Origin of the sequence: Haloferula sp. (assembly GCF_049672945.1) — a bacterium.
Lineage (GTDB): Bacteria > Verrucomicrobiota > Verrucomicrobiia > Verrucomicrobiales > Akkermansiaceae > Haloferula.
The window spans coordinates 1-3,979 of sequence record NZ_JBATWY010000156.1; the positions used below are offsets into that span (position 1 = coordinate 1).

The window sequence follows — 3,979 nt, forward strand, 5'->3', positions numbered from 1 at the left end:
AAGCAAAACTCTTCCACCAATCCGAAAAGGCCAACAGCGCCTTCGACCTCATTCAGCGCGACGATCCCGAACGCGCCCCCTACCTGATGTCGATCTCGCGTCAGGACGCCGCCGACAAATCGCTGCGGAAAGTCCGCATCCCCCTTTCCCACGCCGAGGCCGCTGTCCTCGAAACCGTCCTGCGCGCCGCATTCACGCGGATTCTCGGGTGGTGAGCTTATTGCGGATTCTCAGATTAGAAGCCGACAGGCCGAGTTCCACAGCCCTTGTCACTTCATCAATCTCGTTTCCTCATTGAGCGAGAGCTCAGTTGCGCCCACACCTCCTCCTGGCTAGTCGACCCATCCACCCGGTTCCTGGCGGAAGGCATGGTAGCGACCTATCGATGGATCCCAGAGATAGAGATTCCAAAGGTGCGAGCGGAACTTCAACTCGCAGTTCTGGCGGATGAACAGCTCCTCACGCGCTCCTGGATACTCCCAGCGGAGATTCTTTCCGCGTGAACGGAATTTCTCGCGGTTGAGCAGAATCCAGATTCGATCGCCGCGACCGAAGACTTCCTGCAGACGACCGATATGATTCACGACTTCTGCATCTCCATTCCGATCACGCAACACTCCGTGCGGATCACGGTAGGTGAAGTCATGAAGAAGAGGCACGACCAGATCATAGTCCGCATGACCCACCTCCATCTTCGCCGCGTGAGGATGGGGCTCGGTGATCATCACCTTGTCGCCCTTTCGCTTCATGGCTGCCACGTATCGCAGTGGTGTCACCGGATCACCGAGAATTTTTTCCGAGTAGGAACCCGGAATCCGCCACGGACTCCAGGAAATCAGGACGACGAGGAAGCACAGCCCACCGATCGCACGACGCACGAGCTCTTGCCGTTCCGTCTTCATCCGCTCCGACAGCCACTCGGCCGTCACCGCGATGCCATGCACGCCAAGCAGAACCCACAGGGCAATCAGCGTGTATTGATAACGGAAGCTCACCGAAGTGATCAGGAGATTGCAGGCAATGATCCCACCAATCGTGAAGACCTGAAGCGCCAGCACCCCACGATCCTTTGAACGAATCGCCGAGATCAATGAAATGAGCACGAACAAGCTCAATACGACGTGCAGGCGCGAGTAGCCAATCGCCATCGAGGCCATGTTGCCCAGCTCCCAGAACGTCGGGGCAATCGTCGCCTCCACATTCGGTGAAACCCCGACACTCCGCGTCATGCACTTCACCTGGAAGGCAATGATGTCGATGAACACCGCCAGCCCCGCGACACCGCTGGCGACCACCAATTTGAAATCACTACGCCACGGCGCCTTGCGGCCGAAGAGGACAAAGACGACAAGAATGACCGGCGCCATCGTCACCGAGATTTCCTGACTCAGGATCGCGGCGGTGAAGGCAGCCAGCGAACCGATCCTCCACGCATCGCTGCCCTTTTCATCAATGAATCCACGGATGAAGGTCCATATACCTAACAGAAGAAACAGCTGCTGTTGCTGATAGAAGCGTGCGATGTGCGACGAAAAAATCAGAAACGGGTGAAGCGCGAAAAGGACAAGAGCGCCCATTGCGATTCTCGGGTCCTTGAAGATGGACCGCGCCATCGCCCACAGCACCCAACCCGTCGCCACACCCGCGAGCACCGAGAAGCCACGCAGCACCCACAAGTGGGGGCCAAAGATCCAAGCCAGCAATCCCACACTGTAATGGTAGAGCGGGCTACGTGTGTACCAGATCCCTTCACCGATCTCCGGCACACCCTTTTCGGCAATCGCGACCGCCGCCTGAATCGACGCAAACTCATCATCGTCAATAGGCTGAAAGTCCATTTTCCAGCCGCGTAGCAGCGCGATCACGACCAGCAGGCTCACCATCAGCGGCCTCTCCCAGCGCTCAATCCAGCTGCCATCGGACTTGCGTCCTGCCATGGCCCACTTGGTCAGGAGGGCGGTCACCACCGCCGTCGCCAATGCGATCATCGGCCATCCCGATGTGTGGAAGAAGAGCAGCTCCGAGCGCTCAAGCATCGCCGCCTTCGCCGCATGAAAGCCGAGGATCGTCAGCGTGAAAATCAACATCGCCGGCATCCACCGCCCTTCCGCCAACCAACTCACGAAATACGATGAGCGCCGTAATTTCATCAGCACACCGCTGCCGACAAAAACCAGCAGCATCAGCAGTGGTGCAAGCAAGCGACGCTGCGTCGGTCTCCCCGAGTGCCCGAGGAAACGCATGGCCGGGGCCGCCGTGTTCAGGTCACGCGCAGGACTTCCCGTTTCGATCACTCCTTCACTCTCACCCGTTTCCGTCCGCTGCCATGACTCGCATTCGGTAAAGTTCCGCCATTCGCCACCCGACTTTGCCCAACCATCGACAGCCAGCTTTGATGCCCTCGTTTTCCCATAGCGATCGCCCACCGCCCCTACCATGCGCACACGCAATTCATTCTCACCACGCTTGAGCAAGCGCCCCACACCGAAGGCCGAGAACTCTTCCACCGAGCGATCGCGCGCGACACTAATCGGCGTCCGCCGAATCGGCTCCTCCAAATACCCCTTCGGATCCGATTCCCGGCCCTTTTCCTCCTTCTCGCCGTACTGATCGAAAAGCAACTGACCCTGCCGGTTGGCTGTTGGTCGCTCGCCCGTCCGGTTGGCCTCGTTCTCTGCTTTCTGCAAATCATTTGCCGTGGGATCTCCATGTCGCGGGTCGGTGAAGCGATCACCTCCCCATCCGCGCGCAAGATCATCCGGGTCCATCAGCGTCGGTGTCACCGCCAGCGGACGCCGGCCTTCCCAGGTCACCTGCCAGCCACCGTCCGCAAGCCCCAGACTTGCCTTCGACTCCGGCTGAATCGGCTGATCATTCACCCATGCGCGATACGGCCCGTTCGCCAGGATACGCAGGAAGGCCTCGCCCTCACCTTCATCGCGATCAAATTTCAGCACCCAGTCCTGACTCCCGCTGCGCCCCGGCGGCGTTGCCAAAAAGGGAGCACGGAAACCTTCTTGGAATGCCGCATCGGGAACCTGCCGATACATCACGCGACCTTCCGACGGCAACTCGACCGCCTGACGCCAATCACGCAACCGAATCTCCGGCCTCGTCCATTCAAACTGCGTCACTCCCACCGGCACCGGCTCCGCCAACCAGTTGCGATCCGACTTCAAGGCGACCTTCGAGCCATCCGCCAACTCGACCTCACCCCAAAGGATCAAAGCTGCCCCCGGCCGCCGCGCCTCAAGCTCCACCGACAGCGAGTTCCATCCGCGCCGCAACTTCGGCCGAATGTCGAACCACACCGGCAATTTCTGATTCGCATGCAGCTCCCACTGATACTCACGCGGGAAATTCAGCGCCATCGCCGACTCACCACCATAGATCCTTTGACCCGCTTCCGAGAGTCCATTTTGAAACGGACGGGTCGACCGCCATAGTGAGAACATCCCCACCGAGTTCGCGTTGCAAATCAGCTCGAAGCCACCCTCCGCCGCCACCGCCACCCAGCCACCGACGACTTCCTGTTTCAGCTCAAAATCATAGCGAAAACACGAGGTCGTCTGAACCTCATCATCGCAGGTAATCCAGTGTGCCTCACGCGGCGGCGTCACTTTCTCCACCACCGGATGCGATGGCCGAAGCCACTCGACCATGAGCAAGCCGACCAGCCCGATGCTGAGCGCGAGGAGAAAACGCCGACCGCGAAACTTGTTCATAACTTCCTCGCCTTTTCGCGGGCCTTCGCTGCTTCCGGCACTCGTCCTGCCGCCATCTCACCCTGCGCCAGAATCAGCCAGGAAGCCGAAAGCACACCCTTCTTCTCTTTCCGCTGAAATGGCTTGTAGAGTAGATCAATTTCCTCACGGCAGCGGCGATTCACTTCCACCTGGCCGCCGTAGAGTGACAGCAGTTGCAGGTAGAAACGCGGTTGCACCGCCGTCGGTTCCCGCTGGCAGAGCATCTCGAATCG

Annotated in this window: 3 protein-coding genes; 1 reads left to right on the forward strand and 2 read right to left on the reverse strand. The window is 59.4% G+C overall.

Annotated elements, in window-relative coordinates:
- The coding region (locus tag WBG04_RS13820; protein WP_424315039.1) for a hypothetical protein at positions 1-215 on the forward strand (215 nt) is incomplete at its 5' end.
- Positions 216-332: 117 nt separating this feature from the next.
- Here WBG04_RS13820 and WBG04_RS13825 read toward each other — a convergent pair.
- Both WBG04_RS13825 and WBG04_RS13830 read right to left on the reverse strand, forming a co-directional pair.
- Positions 333-3,725: an ArnT family glycosyltransferase gene (locus WBG04_RS13825; protein ID WP_424315040.1), complete on the reverse strand. Its 3,393-nt coding sequence runs from the start codon at positions 3,723-3,725 to the stop codon at positions 333-335.
- Positions 3,722-3,979, reverse strand: a 258-nt coding sequence (locus WBG04_RS13830) for a hypothetical protein (RefSeq protein WP_424315041.1), incomplete at its 5' end; no start/stop codon positions are given. The genes WBG04_RS13830 and WBG04_RS13825, both read right to left, overlap by 4 nt.

Bases quoted from the DNA above. Each gene is read 5' to 3' on its own strand.
- WBG04_RS13825 (WP_424315040.1), bottom strand. From the start codon at position 3,725: ATGAACAAGTTTCGCGGTCGGCGTTTTCTCCTCGCGCTCAGCATCGGG.